Source organism: Bordetella sp. H567 (assembly GCF_001704295.1).
In the GTDB taxonomy this organism is placed as follows: domain Bacteria; phylum Pseudomonadota; class Gammaproteobacteria; order Burkholderiales; family Burkholderiaceae_B; genus Bordetella_C.
Map to the genome: position 1 here is coordinate 1,251,456 of NZ_CP012334.1, position 19,377 is coordinate 1,270,832.

The window sequence follows — 19,377 nt, forward strand, 5'->3', positions numbered from 1 at the left end:
CAGCCACGTCATGGAGTAATAGGCTTCGTCATAAGGCTGTATTACGGGCATATGCGCCTCCCCTTGGGGTGGATGCCGGATTCAAACCAGTGGATTCATCGCCGTTTTGCGTAGTTCGCGTTCGTCGATCCCGAACTGGTCGGTAAGCCAGTCGATCATCAGCTCCTGGCCGATGGTCGGGTTGTCATGCTGGCAGTGGTCCGCGCCGGTCTCGCTTTCGCTTACCAGGCGCAGCGTCACGTTGACGCCTTTCGACTTCGCATAATCGGCGACCTTCTGCGCCGACGCGACGCCAAGGACGTCGTGGCCGCCATGGACGATCAGGTAGGGGCATTTCATGTGATCCAGGTGGCCTTCCAGCGCGAAAGGCCGGGCCTTCTCCAGCGCTTCTTTCATCGAACCGGCGCCGAACACGGTCTTGATGTGATCGGCAAGGCCATGGTCCTCTTTTGCATTGGCCCACAGTTCCGTTATTGACCAGATCGCGCCGTGCGAGATGGCCGCGGCCAGTCGATGTTCATAACAGCCGGCACGCGCCGCGTAATACCCGCCAAGGGACGACCCGCAGACGGCGATTCTTGTGGGGTCGATATCCTGGCGAGTCAGCAGGTAGTCGATGCACTTGCCGATCGGCACTTCGTAGTCGGGCCGGGTCGGTATCTTGTGGCGGCGCAGGGTCCCGCCCTGGCCCGGGCCGTCGATCATCAGTACGGAGATACCCCGTTGCAGCGCGCCGTGCGCCTGCATGAACCACATCTCGTCCTTGATGGAATCCAGGCCGCCCATGCAGATCATCACGGGCTGTTTTCCGTTGGCGAATGGCGCCCGCACGAAATAGGCGTACAGCGGCTTGCCGTTCTCGTAGGGAATCTCCAGCACCTCTCCGGCCGGCGTCAGGTTCTGGATGAATTTGCGCGAGCATTCCTCCATGTTGGTGAAGGCGACGAGCCGGCGCGGGTCCGAATAGTCGAGCCAGAATTCGGTGTGGCGGTAGTAGTTGGCGGCACGCAGCCAGCAGTTCATCGCGGTGCGGACGTGGCCCTTGCCGTATTGTTCGTCGCCGCGGGCCTGATTGAAATCGGCGATGCGTTTCCATTCCTGGTGCCAGCTTTCCCTGTCCCCGGGGATCATGCGGCTGGCCGCGAGGAAGCATTCGGACACGGCGCCTCCGCCTTCCTGGGTCTCGCCCAGCGCGCGCCGGAACTGGTAGGACATCCACGGATGATTCGGCCAATGGTGCCAGCCGTAAGGCTGGTATATGCCGTGTTTCACATCCGTGACCTGATCGATCAGAAGCTCTTCTGCCATGCGCCGACTCCGAAGCTAGGATGGATGGGCAGAAGGGGCCGGTCTCTTGCTGCATGACCGTGCGCCGTTGAACTGCCTGAATGCATCCTAGTGGCGCGTTCAAAATACGGTCAAACGGGATTCGCGGGTTTTCCCACATAGCAATAATTTTTGGGGAAAACGATAGCGGCGTGGCGCGCAGTGAAAAAAGGGCGAATCTTGCGATTCGCCCTTCGATCGGTGCCTACGGATATCCCCGCAATCCAGGGCGCCGGTGCACGGCGCGCTTCAGCCGGAGACCGCGTTGCGCATGCTGCTTGATGGCACGGACGAGCTGCTGGATATTCCGGATACCGCGCCGGATCGCCGCTGTCGCGCCGACGCCCGTCGTTGCACGGGCGCCGCAAAGAAAAGGGGCGAATCCTGCGATTCGCCCCTTTTAACCCTTTGATCAACTTCTTGCAGATTTCCCGATTCTCGTTCTTCATCGGGACACCGCGGATCGGAATTCTGGAGCGGGAAACGAGTCTCGAACTCGCGACCTCAACCTTGGCAAGGTTGCGCTCTACCAACTGAGCTATTCCCGCGTAAAAGCTGCCACTTAAAATCACTGCCGCGTAAGATCACCGCGTAAAATCAGTGAAGAACGAAACTATATCAGGTTGCCAAACGTAATGTCAAACCTATCGGCGTCATCCACCGATCCCGACACACTCACGCCGATAGCGGCCGACCTTACCGCCTTGAACACCTTCGGCCTGGCTTCCACCGCCCAGGCCTACGTCCGCATCGTCTCCCCCCGGCAGCTTCCCGCCTTGTCCGCGCTCGCCAAGCGCCACGGACGCGTGTTCGTGCTGGGCGGCGGCAGCAATGTAGTGCTGCCTTCCACGATGGATGGCCTGGTGGCGCACATGGCGATCCCCGGCATCCGCCTGCTGGAAGCACGCGAAGACGCCTGGGTCGTCGAGGCCGGCGGCGGGGAGAACTGGCATGGTTTCGTCGACCACTGCCTGCGCCAGGGCTGGGACGGCCTGGAAAATCTGGCCTTGATTCCCGGTACCGTGGGTGCTGCCCCGGTGCAGAACATCGGCGCGTACGGCGTCGAGCTGGACCAGCGCTTCCTCGGCCTGAGCGCATGGGACATCGAGCGCGGCGAGATGATAGAGATGTCCGCGCGGGATTGCCACTTCGCCTATCGGGACAGCCGTTTCAAGCATGACGAGCCCGGACGATGGCTGATCGTGGCCGTGCGTTTCGCGCTGCCGCGGCCGTGGCGGCCGGTGCTGGACTATCCGGATCTGCAGCGTCACCCTGCGCTCGCGTCCTTGCCTCCGGCGGGGTCCATCGACACGCGCACGGCGCTTTCCGCGCGCGCCGTGTTCGATGCGGTCTGTGCCATCCGTCGCGAGAAGCTGCCCGATCCCGCCGTCATCGGCAACGCGGGTAGCTTTTTCAAGAACCCCATCGTCACCGCGGACCGCCATGCCAGCCTGCGCCAGCGCTATCCCGGGCTGGTGGCGTATCCGCAAAAGGATGGACGGTACAAGCTGGCGGCAGGGTGGCTGATCGACCAGTGCGGGTGGAAAGGGCGATCGATGGGAGCAGCCGGCGTACACGACCGGCAGGCGCTGGTGCTGGTGAACCGCGGAGGCGCCCGGGCCGCGGACATCCTGGCCCTGGCCGGCGCCATTCGCGCCGATGTCAAGGCGCGCTACGGTGTCGATCTGGAGCCGGAGCCGGTGCGACCGTAGGGCTTTCGCGCTTGCACCGCGCGTCCCCCGGCTGGCGGCTTACAGCCCGAGCACGGCCTGCATGTCGAACAGTCCCTGCGCCTTGTCGCGCAGGAATGCGGCCGCGCGCAGGCTGCCTTGCGCATAGGTTGCGCGGCTGCTGCTGCGATGCGTGATCTCGACGCGTTCGCCGACACCGCAGAAATACACCGTGTGATCGCCGACGATGTCCCCGCCGCGCACCACGGAAAAGCCGATGGTGCCCGGTTCGCGCACGCCGGTATCGCCATGGCGGGTCCAGGTGGCCACCTCAGGCAGATCGACGCCCCAGGCCTTCGCGACGGTTTCGCCCATCTTCAGCGCGGTGCCGGAAGGGGCGTCCACCTTTTTGTTGTGATGCGCTTCGAATACTTCCACGTCGTAGCCGGCGTTCAGGATGCGCGCGGCCATGTCCAGGAGCTTGAGCGTGGCATTGACGCCCACGCTCATATTCGGTGCGAAGACGATGGCGATGCGTTGGGCGGCCTGCGCGATGGCCGCGCGGCCGGCGTCGTCGAAGCCGGTGGTGCCGATGACCGCCTTGACGCCGTGCTGCACGCAGGCGTCCAGGTGGCGCAGCGTGCCTTCGGGGCGGGTGAAATCGATCAGGCAATCCGCGCCGGCCAGGGCCTGCGTATCGTCGGTAATTGCAACGCCAGTGTCACGACCGAGGAACGCGCCTGCGTCCTGCCCGATATGGTCGCCGCCGGCGCGATCGAGCGCGACGGCCAGCGTCATGTCGGGGTGGTTCAGAACCGCTTCGATGAGCATGCGGCCCATCCGGCCACTTGCGCCGGCAATGGCGATGCGCATGGGGAATCCTTGTCGTGGGTGGTTTACGTTTACTGCGCCCCGCCTGGCTGGCTCGTCCGGGACGTGCCGGCGGGAGCTGCGCCGGCTGGCGAGGCCGGGGCCGGCGTATTGACCGGCGGGACGGTGACCGCGGCGCCGTTGACGGAGGTGGAGACCCCGGCGGGCAGCCCGCCGCCCGACGGACCGGCCGGCGCCGTCGTTGCCGGCCCGCTGGGGGCGGGCGCGGGAGCCTGCGGCGCCGGGGCATTGCCGGAGGGCTTGCCCTGTTCATTCGCCAACTGGAAGGGCTGGACGTCCGGCTGCTTGTCGCCTTCCCAGCGCACGACCTTGTCGTTATCGAAGTACACCGTGAACTTTCGTTCCTGGGTCGGCCCGTAGCCCGGCTTGAAGTAGTACGGGTAGTCCCAGCGGTCGGCGTGCAGCACGCTGGTCAGCGTAGGGCTGCCCAGGGCGAAGCGCACCTGCTCGCGGGTCATGCCGGGACGCAGCAGCGATACTTGTTCGCTGGTGATCCAATTGCCTTGCTGAACCGGCGCGATATACGGAAAACCCCATTTGCCGGAGGTGCACCCCGCAAGGGCGGCGGCGATCGCCGTGATGGCGATGGCCGCTTTCAGGCGGCGGGATGTGGAACGTACGATCGTGGACACTCGGGGTTCCCCGTAATGGATACTGGCAAAACCGTTATCATAAAGGTTTATCAAGTCATTCCGCGTGGCGTAGGCGACGGGGCGCGCAAGCGCAGGGGAAAATGGGTCGGCGGCCACGCAAGCCCAGGGTCCCGGGTTCCCGCCCCCACCGACGGCGCGGAACCTCTCCTACTGGACCATGACCGATCAAAGCGACCTCAAGACCATGGGTTTGAAGGCGACCTTTCCGCGCCTGAAGATCCTGGACATTTTCCGCAAAGCGGAGCAGCGCCATCTTAGCGCGGAAGACGTTTACCGCGCCCTGATCGGCGAAAACGTCGAAATCGGCCTGGCCACCGTCTACCGGGTGCTCACGCAGTTCGAGCAGGCCGGCATCCTGGCGCGCAGCCAGTTCGATAGCGGCAAGGCCGTGTTCGAGCTGAACGATGGGGATCACCACGATCACCTTATCTGCACGAACTGCGGAAAAGTCGTTGAATTCAACGACATCGATATCGAAAAGCGCCAGCACAAGATCGCCAAGGACAACGGCTTCCTATTGGAAAGCCATGCGATGGTGCTCTACGGTACTTGCGGGGATTGCGGCACCCGGCGCTAGGCGCCGGCACCCCGAAACGCGCGCTGCTCATGCGCCCAGCATTTCCCGGGCGTGTTCCCGCGTGGTGGCGGTGATCTTGATCCCGCCCAGCATGCGCGCGATTTCCTCGATGCGCGCATCGGCATCCAGTTCGACGATGCGCGAATGCGTGGTGCCGGCTTTTTCAGTCTTGCTGACCTGATAGTGCGCGCCGCCGCGTGCCGCCACCTGGGGAAGGTGGGTCACGCACAGCACTTGGTGCCGCTGGCCCAGTTCGCCCAGCAGCCGGCCTACCACTTCGGCCACCGCGCCCCCCACGCCGCTATCGACTTCGTCGAAGATCAGGGTGGGTACACGCGCGGCGCGGCTGGCAATCACCGACAGGGCGAGGGAAATACGGGATAGTTCGCCGCCCGACGCGACCTTGGCCAGCGGGCGGGGCGTGGTGCCGGCATGGCCGGCCACCAGGAATTCCACCACGTCGTCCCCCTGCGCGGAGGCGGCTGACGCTTTTTCGACCGACACTTCGAAGCGTCCGCCTTGCATGGCGAGCGTCTGCATGGCGTCGGTCACCACCTTGCCGAGTTCCTTGGCGGTCTTGCGGCGTGCGGTCGACAGCTTGGCGGCGGCCTTGGCGTAGTCCGCCTGCGCGGCCTGGGCCTGCGCGCGCAGGGCATCGACGTCGGCGGCCGCGGCCATGTCCGCCAGCTGCGCCTGCAGCGATTCGCGCAGCGCGGGCAGCGCTTCGGGTTCGGTTTTGAATTTGCGCGCCAGTTCAAAGACGGCGCCCAGCCTTTCCTCGACCTGCGCCAATCGCGCGGGATCCAGTTCGACCCGGCTGACGTAGTTGTTCAGGTCCGAGACGGCCTCTGCAATGGCGATGCGCGCGGACTCCAGTTCCTCGCACACGCCTGCCAGGCCGGGGTCGTGGCGCTTGAGCTGTTCCAGCACGTGGGCCGCGGCGACCACCCGGCTATGCGCGGATTCATCGTCGCCGTCCAACGCCTGCAGCGTGCGCGATGCCCCGTCCAGCAGGGATTGCGCATGCGCCAGGCGCGTATGTTCCACCTGGAGGGCTTCCCATTCGCCGGGACGCGGATCGAGCTTGTCCAGCTCGTCGACCTGCCATTGCAGGCGTTCGCGGTCGGCCTCCAGCGAGGCGCTGTCATGTTCGGCGCCTTCCAGCTGCCTGGCGAGCTGGCGCCAGCGCTTCCAGGCCTGGGCAATCGCCTGGCGCAAGTCGCCATGGCCGCCGTGCGCGTCCAGCAGATCGCGTTGGGCGTCCGGCCGCATCAGGCTCTGGTGCGCATGTTGCCCGTGGATGTCCACCAGGCTGTCGCCCAGCTCGCGCAGCTGCGCCACCGTCGCGGGAACGCCATTGATGAAGGCGCGGCTGCGGCCTTGCGGGTCGACCACGCGGCGCAGGACAAGTTCTTCTTCGGCCTCGATCTCGCGTTCGGCCAGCCATTCGCGCAGGTGGCCGGGCGTATCGAACACGGCGCTGATGTCCGCGCGGGCCGCGCCTTCGCGCAGGACGGATGCATCGGCGCGCTCGCCCAGGGTGAGCGCCAGCGCGTCGATCAGTATGGACTTGCCGGCGCCGGTTTCGCCGGAGAAGACGGTAAAGCCCGCACCAAAATGGATGTCGGCTTTTTCCACGATGACGAAATCCCGGATGTGCAGCGTGCGCAGCATGGCGGCGTCATTCCCCGCTATCCGTGGCCTGGGGCATCAGGTTCCAGTGCAGTTTGCGGCGCAGGGTGGTGAAGAAGCTGTAGCCTTCGGGATGCAAGAAGCGGATGGTGTGCGGGGCACGCCGCACGACGATGCGGTCGCCGGGCTGCAGGTCCGACCAGGTCTGCATGTCGAAATGGCAGGAGGCGCCATGTTCGACGCGGCCCATGCCGGTAAGGGTCATGGTCAGCTCCCCGTTGTCGGGAATGACGATGGGGCGGTTGGAGAGCGTCTGCGGCGCGACGGGCACCAGCACCATGGCCTGCAGGCCGGGATGCAGGATGGGGCCGTTGGCCGACAGCGCGTAGGCGGTGGAGCCGGTGGGCGTGGCCACGATCAGGCCGTCCGCCCGTTGCGTGTACATGAAGGTGCCGTCCAGTTCGACGCGGACCTCGATCATGCCGCCGCGGCCCGCGCGGTTGAGCACCACGTCGTTCACCGCGGACGCCCGGAACATCTGCTTGTCGCCGCGCCAGATGCTGCCTTCCAGCAGCATGCGATCCTCGGCCTTGAAGTTGCCTTCCAGGACGCGCGCCAGGGCGTTCTTGGCGTCGTGCAGGGGGATATCGGTGATGAAACCCAGCCGGCCATGGTTCACGCCGATCAGCGGCACGCCGTGGGGTGCCAGGTAGCGCGCCGCGCCCAGCATGGTACCGTCGCCCCCCATGACCACCGCCAGGTCGGCGCGCTCGCCGATTTCGTCGATGTCGGCAACGGGGAATTCCGCCAAGCCGGTGTTGTGGGACGTGTCCCGTTCGATGAGCACGCCGCGGCCTTCCTCGGTCAACATCTGTGCCAAGGCGCGTAGCGGCGCGTCCAGGCCGGTGTCCTGGTACCTGCCGATGAGGGCGACGGTCGGGAAATGCATGCTGGAGAGGCGCTTCCGGGTGGGGGTTGAGCTCGGATTCAACGATTATATGGGGCCATATTTGCCTTTGCGGGACAAAATTGGCACCGTTGCAAAAAAGTTTCCATAAAATAGCCACATGGACGACCGCGCACGCGCACTGCTCAAGGCGTTGATTGAACGCTATATCGCCGACGGCCAGCCGGTCGGATCGCGCACCCTTTCCAAGGTGTTCGACCTTTCGCCGGCCACGATCCGCAACGTCATGGCGGATCTGGAGGAATCCGGCCTCATCCATAGCCCGCACACGTCGTCCGGGCGCATTCCCACGCCCCGCGGCTACCGGCTGTTCGTGGACTCCCTGCTGGCGGTGCGCAGCTATGACATCCAGCACGAGCACATCCGCGAAAGCCTGCCGGCGGCCGAGCCCGCGCGCGCGGTCAACGCCGCGGCGGCCCTGTTGTCCAACCTGACCCAGTTCGCGGGCGTCGTGCTCACGCCCAAGCGCGCCCACGTCTTTCGCCAGATCGAATTCATCCGGCTCTCCGAAAAGCGCGTGCTGCTGATCATCGTCACGCCGGACGGCGACGTGCAGAACCGCATCCTGTTCGTTCAGCGCGACTACGCCGAACACGAACTGCTGGAAGCCGCCAATTTCTTCAACGTCCATTTCGCCGGCAAGTCCTTCGATGCGGTGCGTCGCACGCTGGCCACCGAACTGGCGCAGCTGCGCGACGATATTTCGCGCCTGATGCAGGCGGCGGTGGAAGCGGGCACCGAAGCCGTCGAGGACGGCGACGCGGTGGTGATTTCCGGCGAACGCAAGCTGCTGGACGTCACCGACATCGCCTCGGACATGGACAGGCTGCGCAAGATGTTCGCGCTTTTCGAAAAGAAGACCGACCTGCTGCAGCTGCTGGACGTCTCCAGCCGCGCGCAAGGGGTGCAGATCTACATCGGCGGCGATTCGCAGCTGATGCCCCTGGAAGAGGTCTCCGTCATCACGGCGCCTTATGGCGTCGACGGCCAGGTGGTCGGCACGCTGGGCGTGATCGGCCCCACCCGCATGTCCTACGAGCGCGTCATTCCCATCGTGGACATTACGGCGCGCCTGCTGTCCAACGCCCTGAGTCATAACCACAAATAATCCGGCGGTCCCTGCGGGGGACGGCATGGCTGTCGAGGTATCCGCGTGTTCCTGCGTGCGTTCAAGTATCTGTGGCCCGAACGTTTCCTGCCCGAGCCGGAGCAGGCCGATCCATTCTCCGAACAGGCGCCTTCCGGGCCCGGCAAGACCGGTGTGCTGCTGATCAATCTGGGCACCCCGCAGGCCCCGACGGCCACGGAAATCCGCCGCTACCTGGGCGAGTTCCTGGCCGATCCGCGCGTGATCGAAATTCCGCGCTATCTGTGGTGGCCCATCCTGCATGGCCTGATCCTGACGCTGCGGCCGAAGAAGCTGGTGCCGCGCTATCGCGGCATCTGGATGGAGGAAGGCTCGCCGCTCATGGTCTACAGCCGGCGCCAGGCGCAGGGCCTGAGCCGCCTGCTGGCCCAGCGCGGCGTGCAGGCCGAGGTGGCGCTGGGCATGCGCTATGGCGCCCCCTCGGTGGCCGACGCGATCGACGACCTGCGCCGGCGCGGCTGCGAGCGCATCCTGGCCGTGCCGCTCTACCCGCAGTATGCGGCCAGCACGACCGCCACGGCCGTGGACGCGGTCACCCGCCATGCGGCCCGCCTGCGCGACCAGCCGGAACTGCGCTTCATCAAGCGCTTTCACGAAGATCCCGGCTACCTGCAGGCGGTGGTGGGACGCATCGAAGCCTATTGGCGCGAGCATGGCCGGCCGCAGACGCTGGTCATGAGCTTTCACGGCCTGCCGCGCTATTCCGTGGAGCTGGGCGATCCGTACTACCAGGACTGCCTGCGCACCGGCCGCCTGTTGCGCGAACGCCTCGGCCTGATGCCGGAACAGGCGCTGATCACCTTCCAGAGCCGCTTCGGCACGGCCCGCTGGCTGGAGCCCTATACCGCGCCGACGCTCATGGCGCTGGCGCGGGACGGCGTGACGGAGGTCGACGTCGTCTGTCCCGGTTTCCTGGCGGATTGCCTGGAAACCCTGGAGGAAATTCAGGTGGAAGGTCGGGATGCCTTTCTGGAGACCGGAGGCAAGCGGCTGCGCTACATACCCGCCGTCAACGATGACGAGGCATGGATCGCCGCTTTGACCGACCTGGTCCAGCGCAACCTGCAGGGCTGGCCCACGGCGGCCTGAAAGACAAATAACTTCAAATACTTGGACGAATTCCGGGTTTGTCGCTTAACCCGCCTTGAAATGGGGGCATTGGCCCCCATAGTGGAGGGCAAACGTTATTTGTCACCCGGAGGATGTATCCATGACGGCACAGAACGAGCCTGCCGAGAAAAGGCCCGATAACGACGCAGCCGCCGAGGCGGCCGGTACCGGTACGCCCGGCCAGGGGGCGGGCGACCATGAAAGCCTGGTGGCGGTGCTGCGCGCCGAACTGGAGGCCGCACAGGCCAAGGCCGCCGAAGCCCACGATCAACTGCTGCGCACCCGCGCCGACGCGGAAAACATCCGCCGCCGCGCGCAGGATGACGTGTCCAAGGCCCACAAGTTCGGCATCGAGTCCTTTGCCGAGAGCCTGGTGCCCGTGAAGGACAGCCTGGAAGCGGCGCTGGCCCAGCAGGACCAGACCGTCGAATTCCTGCGCGAGGGCGTGGAGGCCACGCTCAAGCAGCTGGTCTCCGCCTTCGAGCGCAACCGTCTGATCGAAATCGCGCCCGCCGCTGGCGAAAAGTTCGATCCGCATCAGCATCAGGCCATCTCGTCGGTGCCTTCCGAGCAGCCCGCCAATACCGTGGTCCAGACCCTGCAAAAGGGCTACCTGATCGTCGACCGCGTGCTGCGTCCGGCGCTGGTGGTGGTGTCCGCGGGGCAACAGGGCTGACGGAGCGCGCCGTGTCCATCGCCCAGGCTTTCGATCCCGCCCAGGTATTCGACCTGTTCGGGATGCGGCCCGTCGACAGCGGCGGTTTCGACCGCGACGTCGTCCAGGCGCCGGGCGATGACCTGCGCTGCGTATTCCTGTGGGGCACCGACTGCTACAACTGCAATCGCTTCAAGCAGGCCGCGCTGCTGCACAAGGATGCGCTGCTGGCACTGGGGCTGAGCTGGTTCCAGGCCGACGTCTATGCCGACGTGGCGCTGGGGCGGCGATTTTCCCTGCATGGTGTCCCCACTTTTGTGATGTATCGGGCGGGCAAGCGTCTGGGCCGGATCACCGGCTGGCCGGGCCTGCCGCAGTTCTCCGAGGCTGTTGGGCGGCTGCGGGTGGAAAAGCGCTGAATTCCACGCTTGAAAACCCTGGCGGCAGCCCCACTTATCCGCTAACCAAGTTTTTTACCAATCCTAGAACCGACCTCATTCAAGGTAATCCATCATGAGCAAGATCATCGGCATCGACCTGGGTACGACCAACAGCTGCGTGGCTGTGATGGACGGTGGCCAGGTTCGCATCATCGAAAACGCCGAAGGCGCCCGCACGACGCCTTCCATCATCGCGTACATGGACGACGGTGAAACCCTGGTGGGCGCACCCGCGAAGCGCCAGGCCGTCACCAATCCCAAGAACACGCTGTACGCCGTCAAGCGGCTGATCGGCCGCAAATTCGACGAGAAGGAAGTCCAGAAGGACATCAACCTGATGCCCTACAAGATTTCCAAGGCGGACAACGGCGATGCCTGGGTCGAAGCGCATGGCAAGAAGCTGGCGCCGCCGCAGGTTTCGGCCGAAGTGCTGCGCAAGATGAAAAAGACGGCCGAGGACTACCTGGGCGAAGAAGTCACCGAAGCCGTGATCACGGTGCCGGCGTACTTCAACGACAGCCAGCGCCAGGCGACCAAGGACGCCGGCCGCATCGCGGGCCTGGAAGTCAAGCGCATCATCAACGAGCCGACCGCGGCCGCGCTGGCTTTCGGACTGGACAAGGCCGAAAAGGGCGACCGCAAGATCGCGGTCTATGACCTGGGCGGCGGCACCTTCGATATCTCCATCATCGAAATCGCCGATGTCGAGGGTGAAAAGCAGTTCGAAGTGCTGTCGACCAACGGCGATACCTTCCTGGGCGGCGAAGACTTCGACCAGCGCATCATCGACTACATCATCGGCGAGTTCAAGAAAGAGCAGGGCGTCGACCTGTCCAAGGACGTGCTGGCGCTGCAGCGCCTGAAGGAAGCGGCCGAAAAAGCCAAGATCGAACTGTCCTCCAGCCAGCAGACCGAAATCAACCTGCCGTACATCACGGCCGATGCGTCCGGTCCCAAGCACCTTAACCTGAAGATCACGCGCGCCAAGCTGGAAGCGCTGGTCGAGGAGCTGATCGAGCGCACCATCGAACCGTGCCGCATCGCCATCAAGGACGCCGGCGTGAAAGTGTCGGAAATCCATGACGTGATCCTGGTCGGCGGGATGACGCGCATGCCCAAGGTGCAGGAGAAGGTCAAGGAATTCTTCGGCCGCGAACCGCGCAAGGACGTGAACCCGGACGAAGCCGTGGCCGCCGGCGCCGCGATCCAGGGCTCCGTGCTGTCGGGCGACCGCAAGGACGTGCTGCTGCTGGACGTGACCCCGCTGTCCCTGGGTATCGAAACCCTGGGTGGCGTCATGACCAAGATGATCCAGAAGAACACCACCATCCCGACGCGGTTCTCGCAGACGTTCTCCACGGCCGACGATAACCAGCCGGCGGTGACCATCAAGGTCTTCCAGGGCGAACGCGAGATTGCCGCGGGCAACAAGACGCTGGGCGAGTTCAACCTGGAAGGCATTCCGCCGGCGCCGCGCGGCGTGCCGCAGATCGAGGTGACCTTCGACATCGACGCCAACGGCATCCTGCACGTGTCCGCGAAGGACAAGGGCACGGGCAAGGAAAGCAAGATCACCATCAAGGCGAACTCGGGTCTGTCGGAAGAAGAGATCCAGCGCATGGTGAAGGACGCCGAAGCCAACGCCGACGAGGATCACCGCCTGGCCGAACTGGCGCAGACGCGCAACCAGGCCGACGCGTTGGTGCATGCCACCCGCAAGTCGCTGACCGAGTATGGCGACAAGCTGGATGCCGCCGAAAAGGAAAGCATCGAGGCCGCGATCAAGGACCTGGAAGCCACCTTGAAGGATGGTGACAAGGCCGCGATCGACGCCAAGGTGCAGGCGCTGTCCACCGCGTCGCAGAAGCTGGGCGAAAAGATGTACGCCGATATGCAGGCGCAGCAGTCCGCGCAGCAGCAGTCGGCGGCGGACAACGCCAAGCCGGCTGATGACAACGTGGTCGACGCCGATTTCAAGGAAGTGAAGCGCGACCAGTGATGAACCGCTGCATCCTGTGACGTGAAAACGCCCGGGCCCGGAAATATTCCGGTCCCGGGCGCGGTCGTATGCGAGCAGGGTTCTGGTCGGCGCGGGTCCGTCCCGCCGGATGCGGTGGCGCCCTCGCTAGAAGAAAAGCCTCTGGAAGATCATGGCAAAACGTGACTATTACGAGATCCTGGGTGTCGCCAAGAACGCCTCGGACGATGACATCAAAAAGGCCTATCGCAAACTGGCGATGAAGCACCATCCGGACCGCAATCCGGATAACAAAGAGGCCGAGGAAAAGTTCAAGGAAGCCAAGGAGGCCTACGAGGTACTGACCGACGAGCAGAAGCGCGCGGCGTACGACCGCTACGGCCATGCCGGCGTCGACCCCAATGCGGCGGGCGGCATGGGGGCCGGCATGGGCGGCGGTTTCGCCGATGCTTTCGGCGACATCTTCGGTGAAATCTTCGGTGGCGCGGCCCGCCGCGGCGGCGGCCCGCAGGTCTATCGCGGCGCTGACCTGAAGTACGCCCTGGAAATCACGCTGGAGCAGGCCGCCAACGGCTTCGATACCGAAATCCGCGTGCCCAGCTGGGAAAACTGCGAGGTCTGCCACGGCTCCGGCGCCAAGCCGGGCACCAGCCCCAAGACCTGCCGTACCTGCGGCGGCTCCGGGGCGGTGCGCATGCAGCAGGGCTTTTTCAGCGTCCAGCAGACCTGCCCCACCTGTCATGGCAGCGGCAAGGAAATCACCGATCCCTGCGTCAACTGCGATGGCGTCGGCCGTATCCGCCGCAACAAGACGCTGCAGGTCAAGATCCCGGCCGGCATCGACGACGGCATGCGCATCCGCTCGGGCGGCAACGGCGAACCAGGATTGAATGGGGGCCCGCCGGGCGACCTGTATGTGGAAATCCACATCAAGCAGCACAAGATCTTCCAGCGCGACGGTGACGATCTGCACTGCGAGCTGACCATCCCGTTCACCACGGCGGCGCTGGGCGGCGATCTGCAGGTGCCCACGCTGGGCGGCAAGGCCGAAATCACCATCCCGGAAGGCACGCAGTCGGGCAAGACTTTCCGGCTGCGCGGCAAGGGCATACGCGGCGTGCGGGGCACCTACCCGGGCGACCTGTACTGCCACGTGGTGGTCGAAACCCCGGTGCGCCTGAGCGAAGAGCAAAAGAGCATACTGCGGCAGTTCGAGGCATCGTTGAACGATGGCGGCGACCGCCACTCGCCGCAAAGCAAGTCCTGGACGGATCGGGTGAAGGAGTTCTTCAGCTGATCCTGCGCCGCTGCCGGCGCGCCAGGCTGGCGCACGATGAAAAGGCCGGGTCTCCGAAGGAGCCCGGCCTTTTGTCTGGGGGACCGCTTGCGTCATCGCGACGTCAAGGGATCGCGGCGCGCGCCGCGCGCCGACCTCAGTCGACCTTGGCGCCCACTTCCTTCACCACCTTGCCGTATCGGGGAATATCGGCGTTGATCTGGGCCAGCATCTGTTCCGGCGTCACGGCCACCGGCTCGGCGCCCAGCGTCGCGTAGACGGTTTTGACCTCATCGCTGTTGGCGGCTTCGTTGAAGGCCGCGTTCAGGCGCTTGACGATGGCCGGCGGCAGATTGGCGGGTCCGAGCACGCCGTTGTACAGCACGACCTCGGCGGCCGGGACGCCGGCTTCGGCGATGGTCGGCACATCCGGCGCGGCCGAAATGCGCTTGGGCGTGCTGACCGCCAGTGCGCGCAGTTTGCCGGCGTTTACCTGGGAAATGGCCGGCGGCATGCTGCTCCATGCGTAAGCCACGTCGCCCGACAGCAGCGACTGGATGATGGGCGCGCTGCCCTTGTAGGGAATGTGGACGGCCTGCACATGGGCCGCGCGGTCCATCATTTCGCTGGCCAGGTGGATGATGGTGCCGTTGCCCGACGAACCGTAGGCGTAGCCGCCCGGCTTGGCGGCCAGCATGGCAAGCAATTCCTTCACCGTCTTGGCCGGCGAATCGGCCTTGACCACCAGCATCAGCGGCGAAGTCGATACCAGCGAAATCGGCGTGAAGCTCTTGACGGTATCGAAAGGCAGCTTGGGATACAGGCTGGCGTTGATCGCGTGCGTGGTGGTGTCCTGCAGCAGCAACGTGTAGCCGTCGGGGGCCGAGCGCGCCACCGTATCGGCCGCGATGGTCGTGCCCGCGCCGGGGCGGTTTTCCACGACGATGTTCTGCTTCAGGATCGTGCTGGCCTTGGACGCGACGGTGCGCGCGATCACGTCCGAGATGCCGCCGGGCGGGAAGCCGACGAGCAGGCGGATAGGACGGTTGGGATAGTCGTCGGCCTGGGCCAGGGCGCCGGTGCTGGCCGACGCGGCGAAGAGGCAGGCAAAGACGGTAAGTAGACTGCGGATACGCATGGAGACTCCGAACGGATTTGAATAAACAGGGCGGTTACGCGGCTTGCTTGATCTGCCGCGAGATGATGTGGACGCTACGCGTCCTTTGTTTTCCCCCACCGCCCAGACCCCTTGATTTATCGGCGCCGGCCCATGTCCTTGCAGGCATGGGCCGCTGTCCGGGTGCCGCTTGTGATGTCGCGACGGATGCTCAGGCCTGCTGGGCCTGGTACCAGTCCAGTATCTGCGCGCCGGTCATGAACTTGACATGGTCATGGCCCGCGACGTAGGCCAGCGCTTCCTCGAAGTACTTGATCCGATGCGGCACGCCGCTCAGGAAAGGATGCACGGCGATGCCCATGACGCGCACATGATCGCCGCCTTCCTGGTAGAGCCGGTCGAAGGTGTCCTTCACGCGGATCAACAGTTCGTCCGAGGAATGATGCTGGACCGCCACTACGGGGATGTCGTTCAGCTCCAGGGCATAGGGCATGGCCACCATATCGCCGGTCGCCGTGCGTACCTTGCACGGCTGGTCGTCCAGGCACCAGTCGCCGATATAGCGGATGCCCGCCTCGTGCAGGTAATCGACGGTTTCCAGTGTCTGGGTCAGCCCCGGGCCGAGCCAGCCTACCGGCTTTTTGCCGGTGAACTGCTCGATGGTGTCCACCGTGCGCTTGATCATCGCGCGCTGGTCGTCGACCTGGTGCGTGGGCATCTGGATGAAGCCGTGGCCCATGAATTCCCAGCCGGACTTGTGCGCTTCTTCCGCGACGCGCGGGTAGTTCAGGCAAACGCTCCCGTTGATGGACAGGGTGGGCACGATGCCCAGGCGGTCCAGCGCGGCCTTCAGGCGCCAGAAGCCGACGCGCATGCCGTATTCGTGCCATGCCCAGTTGGCGATGTCCGGCAGGGCCGTGACGCCCGTGGGCGGCGGCAGTACCTGGCGCGGCATATAACGGTCGATCTGCCAGTCCTCCACATTGACGATGGGCCAGACGATCACGCGGGCCCCGTCGGGCGGGGTGAGCTTGGGGCGATCGATGATCGCCGAATAATCGATGCGTTCCTTGGGTATCATGATATGTCCATATGATGGATGTTTGACCCGGGCGTTCCGCCTCTGTATTGTTGAGGTTCAATTTATGTACCGGCAAAACCGCTGTCAACGCGTGCCGGTGAAGTATCCATATTCTGGAATAAATCCTCGTGGTTAACCCTGATCCGGTCGCCGAAACGCCCGCGCCCGACCTCCTTGCCCCCGGCATTTCGGCGGCCGCGGGCGCGGCGCCGGGCGGCACGCAAGCCATCCGCCGCGTCGTCAATGTGTTGAAAACGCTGGCCCAGCACCAGGAAACCGGTTTGCGCTTCGTGGACGTGGCGCGCCTGTGCGGGCTGGAAGCGCCCACCGCGCATCGCATGCTCAAGGCGCTGGTGGCCGAGGGCATGGTGTCGCGTGATGATCGTGCGCGGCGTTACCGGCTCGGCACCCTGGTCTTCGAGCTCGGCCTGGTGGCCGCACCGCAATTCAACCTGCGCGAACTGTGCGCCGCGTCGCTCCAGCGACTGGCCGAGGCCACGGGGGATACGGCCTTCCTGTTCATCCGCCGCGGCAACGATGCGGTATGCATCAGCCGCGTGCAAGGGCATTACCCCATCCAGACGCCCGTCGTCACCGTGGGCAGCCGCCAGCCGCTGGGGGTGAATGCCGGCGGCCTGGCGATCCTGCTGGCCCTCGCGCCTGGCGAGGTCGATCGCGTGGTCGAGGCCATCCGCCCGCGTATCGGCGCCTACGGCGAACTGGACGAACGCGACCTCAAGGACGCCGTGGCCGCCGGGCGGGCGCAGGGGTATGCCGCCATCGGTGAAAAAGCCGTGCCGGGCGTGACGGCCATCGGCCTGGCGGTGCGCAACCCTTTCGGGGCGCCCGTGGCCGCGCTGGCGATCGCGGCGATTTCCAGCCGCATGACGCCCGCGCGGCGGGCGGCCTTGTACCCCTTGCTGCGCAATGAAGTCAACGTAATCGGAACCCTCTTGTATCGGTGACCCCATGACAGAAGCGAACACAGCGCCGGCCTCCGCCGGTGGTCGGCCGGCGGTTGCCGATCCGGCCAATCCCCACGGCGCCTTCGCGCCGGAAGGCAGATTCGACCTGCCCGGCGCCGCAGGCGGGCCCCTGGCCCGGCTGCGTGTCGGCGTGAAGGACATGATCGACATCCAGGGCCGCAACACCGGCGCCGGCAATCCGGACTGGCGCGCCACACATGGGGTCGCCGCGCAACATGCACCCGTGGTGCGCCAACTGCTGGACGCCGGGGCGGACGTCATCGGCAAAACGCTGACCGACGAGCTGGCCTATAGCCTGAACGGCGAAAACTTCCACTACGGCACGCCGGTGAATCCCGTCGCTCCGGATCGCATCCCGGGCGGATCGTCCTGCGGCTCGGCGGTGGCGGCGGCCAGCGGGCTATGTGATATCGGGCTGGGCACCGATACGGCGGGCTCCATCCGCCTGCCCGCGACCTTCTGCGGCGCCTGGGGCCTGCGTCCCACGCATGGCGCGGTTTCCAGTACGGGCGTCGTCCCGTTGGCGCCCAGTTATGACGTGGTGGGCTGGATCACCCGCGATGCGGCCACGCTGGCGCGCGTGGGACAGGTGCTGCTGCCCGCGCCGGCGCCCGGACGGGATAGCCTGCCCGGCCGCCTGCTGGTGGCCGACGACGCCTGGTCTTTGGCATCCGAAGAGGTGCGCCAGGGCCTGGCCGCGCCGCTGGAACAGATGATGGGGCGGTTCGGCGCCGCCGAACATGTGCGGCTCGCGCCCGAAGGACTCCTGGCCTGGCAGCAGGTATTCCGGGTGATACAGGGGCGTGAAGTGTGGGCCGCGCACGGCGACTGGATCACGCGCCACGCGCCGCGTTTCGGTCCGGATATCGCCGAACGCTTCAAATGGGCGTCGACGATCGGCGCCGAGGAAGCCGACGCCGCCTCAGTGGAGCGCCGGCGTATCGCGGCCGGGCTGGACGATCTGCTGGGCGATGCGGTGCTTTGCCTGCCGACCGTGTCTTTCGTCGCCCCGATCAAGGGCTCGACCACGGCGGCCGAAGACCGCACGCGGGCCCTGTGCCTGCTTTGCATCGCAAGCCTGGCGGGCTTGCCGCAACTGACCATGCCCGTGATGGCGGGGAACCGTTGCTCGGTCGGCTTGTCTTTGATAGCGGCACGCGGTCGCGATCTGGCCTTGCTGGAGCAGGCGGCCCGCTGGGCATCGTAAATCCGGCGATACACTGCGTGTCGGCGCTTGCCCATGCGGCCGCGCCGGCGGCCATCCCGGTTCGCCGGCGGCGTCCGCTTTCCCTGTCATTTCCAGGAGCCATCGATGTCCGTCACGCCTTCCGCAGCTTCCCTTGCTCCGGTCCGCTATAGCCGCCCCGCCATCATCCTGCATTGGTTGATTTTCCTGATCGTGGCGGTGGGTTTGTTCGCCATCGAGATCCGGGGCCCGCGCGGCAGCGCGTCGCGCGCGTTCTGGACCGGTATCCATATATGGGCAGGCGTATCGGTCCTATGCCTCACCGCCTTGCGGCTGGTATGGCGCCTGGTGCATGGGGCGCCCGCGGCGGAAAAAGACGGCGGCCTGGCGGCGGCCTGTGCACGCGGGCTGCACTGGGTGTTCTATATCGTGCTGTTGGCCCAGCCGCTGCTGGGTATCCTGATGTTCAATTTCGACGGCCATCCCGTGACCTTGATGGGCACGGGGATTTCCATCTCGATCGCCGGCGCCAACGGCGCGGCCGACACGATCGAGGATATCCACAAGTTCCTGGGCAATACGCTGTACTACCTGATCGGCCTGCATGCGCTGGCGGCCTTGTGGCACCAATACGTGCTGAAGGACGGCACGCTGCGCAAGATGCTGTAGCGTGGACAGGCCTTGC

General features: G+C 65.4%; 18 protein-coding genes and 1 tRNA gene. 11 read left to right on the plus strand and 8 right to left on the minus strand.

What is annotated here, in order from left to right; all coding sequences use genetic code 11:
• Positions 1-81: 81 nt before the first annotated feature.
• On the minus strand, positions 82-1,308 hold the full coding sequence (locus AKI39_RS05660; RefSeq protein ID WP_066633488.1) for an alpha/beta hydrolase family protein: 1,227 nt from the start codon (positions 1,306-1,308) through the stop codon (positions 82-84).
• Positions 1,309-1,798: 490 nt separating this feature from the next.
• Positions 1,799-1,874, minus strand: a tRNA-Gly gene (locus AKI39_RS05665).
• 87 nt (positions 1,875-1,961) lie between these two features.
• On the opposite strand from AKI39_RS05665, the gene murB reads away from it, so the two are divergent.
• The gene (gene murB, locus AKI39_RS05670) at positions 1,962-3,038 is read left to right on the plus strand and encodes a UDP-N-acetylmuramate dehydrogenase (RefSeq protein WP_066633490.1); all 1,077 of its coding nucleotides are present in this window, start codon (positions 1,962-1,964) and stop codon (positions 3,036-3,038) included.
• 39 nt (positions 3,039-3,077) lie between these two features.
• Here murB and dapB read toward each other — a convergent pair whose 3' ends face one another.
• Together dapB and AKI39_RS25975 are read right to left on the minus strand one after the other, a co-directional pair.
• Positions 3,078-3,869, minus strand: coding sequence for a 4-hydroxy-tetrahydrodipicolinate reductase (gene dapB, locus AKI39_RS05675; protein WP_066633492.1), 792 nt, complete (start codon positions 3,867-3,869; stop codon positions 3,078-3,080).
• Positions 3,870-3,898: 29 nt separating this feature from the next.
• Entirely contained in the window at positions 3,899-4,519 is a 621-nt protein-coding gene (locus tag AKI39_RS25975) for an outer membrane protein assembly factor BamE (protein WP_443103085.1), read from the minus strand.
• A gap of 178 nt (positions 4,520-4,697) precedes the next feature.
• Here AKI39_RS25975 and fur point away from each other — a divergent pair, with 178 nt between their 5' ends.
• The gene (gene fur / locus AKI39_RS05685) at positions 4,698-5,117 is read left to right on the plus strand and encodes a ferric iron uptake transcriptional regulator (protein WP_066633494.1); all 420 of its coding nucleotides are present in this window, start codon (positions 4,698-4,700) and stop codon (positions 5,115-5,117) included.
• 27 nt (positions 5,118-5,144) lie between these two features.
• On the opposite strand, the gene recN is transcribed toward fur, so the two are convergent.
• The gene (gene recN, locus AKI39_RS05690) at positions 5,145-6,791 is read right to left on the minus strand and encodes a DNA repair protein RecN (protein WP_066633497.1); all 1,647 of its coding nucleotides are present in this window, start codon (positions 6,789-6,791) and stop codon (positions 5,145-5,147) included.
• A 7-nt stretch (positions 6,792-6,798) separates the two neighbouring features.
• A complete protein-coding gene (locus tag AKI39_RS05695; RefSeq protein ID WP_066633500.1) occupies positions 6,799-7,698 on the minus strand; it encodes an NAD kinase in 900 nt (299 codons plus the stop codon).
• A gap of 118 nt (positions 7,699-7,816) precedes the next feature.
• Between AKI39_RS05695 and hrcA the strand changes: the two genes are divergently transcribed.
• From hrcA to dnaJ, 6 genes are all read left to right on the plus strand, one after another.
• Positions 7,817-8,824: a heat-inducible transcriptional repressor HrcA gene (hrcA, locus tag AKI39_RS05700; RefSeq protein ID WP_066633502.1), complete on the plus strand. Its 1,008-nt coding sequence runs from the start codon at positions 7,817-7,819 to the stop codon at positions 8,822-8,824.
• Positions 8,825-8,869: 45 nt separating this feature from the next.
• Positions 8,870-9,952, plus strand: a complete 1,083-nt coding sequence (gene hemH / locus AKI39_RS05705; RefSeq protein ID WP_066633504.1) for a ferrochelatase — start codon at positions 8,870-8,872, stop codon at positions 9,950-9,952.
• Between the two features lie 121 nt (positions 9,953-10,073).
• A complete protein-coding gene (grpE, locus tag AKI39_RS05710) occupies positions 10,074-10,649 on the plus strand; it encodes a nucleotide exchange factor GrpE (RefSeq protein WP_066633506.1) in 576 nt (191 codons plus the stop codon).
• Between the two features lie 62 nt (positions 10,650-10,711).
• Positions 10,712-11,047: a thioredoxin family protein gene (locus tag AKI39_RS05715; RefSeq protein WP_066642273.1), complete on the plus strand. Its 336-nt coding sequence runs from the start codon at positions 10,712-10,714 to the stop codon at positions 11,045-11,047.
• A 94-nt stretch (positions 11,048-11,141) separates the two neighbouring features.
• Positions 11,142-13,067, plus strand: a complete 1,926-nt coding sequence (dnaK, locus tag AKI39_RS05720) for a molecular chaperone DnaK (protein ID WP_066633509.1) — start codon at positions 11,142-11,144, stop codon at positions 13,065-13,067.
• Positions 13,068-13,218: 151 nt separating this feature from the next.
• On the plus strand, positions 13,219-14,343 hold the full coding sequence (gene dnaJ, locus AKI39_RS05725) for a molecular chaperone DnaJ (protein ID WP_066633512.1): 1,125 nt from the start codon (positions 13,219-13,221) through the stop codon (positions 14,341-14,343).
• 136 nt (positions 14,344-14,479) lie between these two features.
• On the opposite strand, the gene AKI39_RS05730 is transcribed toward dnaJ, so the two are convergent.
• Both AKI39_RS05730 and AKI39_RS05735 read right to left on the minus strand, forming a co-directional pair.
• Complete coding sequence (locus tag AKI39_RS05730; RefSeq protein WP_066633513.1) at positions 14,480-15,460, minus strand: Bug family tripartite tricarboxylate transporter substrate binding protein; 981 nt, start codon at positions 15,458-15,460, stop codon at positions 14,480-14,482.
• 190 nt (positions 15,461-15,650) lie between these two features.
• Entirely contained in the window at positions 15,651-16,520 is an 870-nt protein-coding gene (locus tag AKI39_RS05735) for a polysaccharide deacetylase family protein (protein ID WP_066633514.1), read from the minus strand.
• Between the two features lie 128 nt (positions 16,521-16,648).
• On the opposite strand from AKI39_RS05735, the gene AKI39_RS05740 reads away from it, so the two are divergent.
• The 3 genes from AKI39_RS05740 to AKI39_RS05750 all read left to right on the plus strand — a co-directional run bounded on the left by AKI39_RS05740 (position 16,649) and on the right by AKI39_RS05750 (position 19,361).
• Positions 16,649-17,485, plus strand: a complete 837-nt coding sequence (locus tag AKI39_RS05740; RefSeq protein WP_235610755.1) for an IclR family transcriptional regulator — start codon at positions 16,649-16,651, stop codon at positions 17,483-17,485.
• A 4-nt stretch (positions 17,486-17,489) separates the two neighbouring features.
• Entirely contained in the window at positions 17,490-18,713 is a 1,224-nt protein-coding gene (locus tag AKI39_RS05745) for an amidase (RefSeq protein WP_083228648.1), read from the plus strand.
• Positions 18,714-18,818: 105 nt separating this feature from the next.
• The gene (locus AKI39_RS05750) at positions 18,819-19,361 is read left to right on the plus strand and encodes a cytochrome b (protein WP_066633516.1); all 543 of its coding nucleotides are present in this window, start codon (positions 18,819-18,821) and stop codon (positions 19,359-19,361) included.
• The last annotated feature ends 16 nt before the right edge of the window (positions 19,362-19,377 follow it).